Raw genomic sequence first — 1,554 nt, forward strand, 5'->3', positions numbered from 1 at the left:
CTATATAAGGGTGAAAATGGGGGGCAGTATGAACACGAATCAAGCCAATATATTTTTGCAAAATTCTATTGAACAATTTAAATGGAGTGGAAGCATACTGTTAGCTCTTGGTGGAATCACATGTATCATTTGCATCTTTACTTTATTATTTAATAATCGCTCAAGATTAAACTAACTGGGAACGATAGTCCAATTACACAGCCTGCCGGCGAGATAAAGCAGTCTATTCAGCTAAGTCATTCCTGTGGGGGGCATTGTGAAATGGATAAAGTGCTGATAACCGGAGCAAATCGAGGATTGGGATATGAATTATTAAAAGTATATTCTGTCCAAAAGCACATTACGTTTCCTCTCGTGAGAAGTGAAGATGTCGCAGAAACACTAAAAAAGGAATTTAAAGATTGTTATCCGATCGTAGCAGATTTATCGACAGATAGATCAATAAATAATATCGTTTCAGTATTGAGTAAGTACACAGACAATCTAGATGTTCTAATCAATAATGCCGGAATATCAGGCACTGAGTATCTAATTGAGACTGTAAGAACTGAAGAAGTAAACGATCTTTTTAATATTCACTGTTTAGGGCCAATAAGAGCAGTAAAAGCTTGTTTACCTCATTTGCGGAATTCAAAAAAACCTCGGATTATAAATATCTCTTCCAGACTTGGATCCTTAAAAAAAATGTCTTCAGGCGAATTCCTAAACCGCAATTTTTCTTATTCCTATCGCATGGCAAAAGCCGCTCAAAATATGTTTACCATATGTTTAAGTCAAGAGTTACAGGAATCAGGGATTTCCGTTTGCGCTATTCACCCAGGTCAATTACTGACTCGGGGAAGGTCATCTGATGCAGATATGGCCCCATCAGTGGCTGCGAATAACATTTATGAATGGGTAGAGAATGCTGATCTGGATTGCACTGGTCGGTTCATACAACCCTCTGTTGGAGAACTACCTTGGTAATTGAAAGCTACTGCGTATTTAACTAAGGGGAACCATAGCAGAACGAGTACCGCGGCAGCCGGCCAGACGAGGATCGGCTGCCGTTTCATGGGTAAGATGCTGGCCAGCGAGCGGATCCTAAAATCAAACCAAAGCGACTACAACATGAATTTTACTCAAAATGAGCGAATTACTCATATCACAGCCACGACTCTCATCGTCGGGGTGGACAACGCCAAGTTTAAGCACGTGGCTCGAGCCCAGGACTTCAGGGGCATCGAAATCGGAAAGCCGGCTGAGCTCGTGCAATATCAGACGAGACTCTGCTAGAGCATATGAGACAGGTCGCCAAGCGCGGTGCAGACCTGAGCCGGATTCACCGTTTGAAAGGGGCCGCACGCCGCTCTTAGGCATAGAACAGGGCAAGGAAGTGGCCAAGATGGAACTGCAGCTGCTGCTTATGCAGTACGAAGTTCTGAAGGAGCAATTTACGAGTTGCAAAAATGGATGAATTATTGGAGAAGATTCGTGAATAGGGGAACGTTAGCTGAAAGAAGTTCTTAGTTTAGGAGGAGTCTATATGATATTAGAAAAAGTTATAAATAGAAT

1 protein-coding gene is annotated in these 1,554 nt (G+C 42.0%); it reads left to right on the forward strand.

Annotated features, from left to right (window positions below):
• Positions 1-261 precede the first annotated feature (261 nt).
• Positions 262-966, forward strand: coding sequence for an SDR family NAD(P)-dependent oxidoreductase (locus PQG80_RS28770; RefSeq protein ID WP_271755295.1), 705 nt, complete (start codon positions 262-264; stop codon positions 964-966).
• Positions 967-1,554: the final 588 nt, after the last annotated feature.

This window comes from Cohnella rhizoplanae, assembly GCF_948329515.1.
In the GTDB taxonomy this organism is placed as follows: domain Bacteria; phylum Bacillota; class Bacilli; order Paenibacillales; family Paenibacillaceae; genus Cohnella; species Cohnella rhizoplanae.

Coding starts and splice junctions, on each gene's coding strand:
- PQG80_RS28770 (WP_271755295.1), top strand. CDS start 262: ATGGATAAAGTGCTGATAACCGGAGCAAATCGAGGATTGGGATATGAA.